Source organism: Pseudomonas sp. SIMBA_067, assembly GCF_046534675.1.
In the GTDB taxonomy this organism is placed as follows: domain Bacteria; phylum Pseudomonadota; class Gammaproteobacteria; order Pseudomonadales; family Pseudomonadaceae; genus Aquipseudomonas; species Aquipseudomonas putida.
The window spans coordinates 1-232 of the sequence record NZ_JAWRYH010001436.1 but is presented as its reverse complement, the minus strand read 5'-3'; the positions used below and the strand labels follow the sequence as shown (position 1 = coordinate 232).

Sequence of the window (232 nt, the reverse complement as noted above, 5' to 3'; positions counted from 1 at the left end):
ACGAGTACCTGCGTCGAGTATTGCAGTTTTGACTCATAAAGTTGTGTACGTAAAATGAAGAACGTCTTCGGGTCGTCTGTAACAATGACGGCCCCACTATCTGAGAGACCGTTCTCACGCGCGAAGAGCAAGTACTCAGGGATGCGCTTGACTGCTGAATAGTTTGTCTTTGCCGCAGCGTCTGTTGCGTCAAACAACATAACTTCTGGTTGGCCTGAACTCTTAAGCGCAG

Annotated in this window: 1 protein-coding gene; it reads right to left on the bottom strand. The window is 48.7% G+C overall.

Annotation, left to right across the window (positions count from 1 at the left end):
• Positions 1-232 (bottom strand): hypothetical protein (locus tag SB765_RS34150; protein ID WP_410933093.1); only part of this gene is annotated, 232 nt, incomplete at both ends.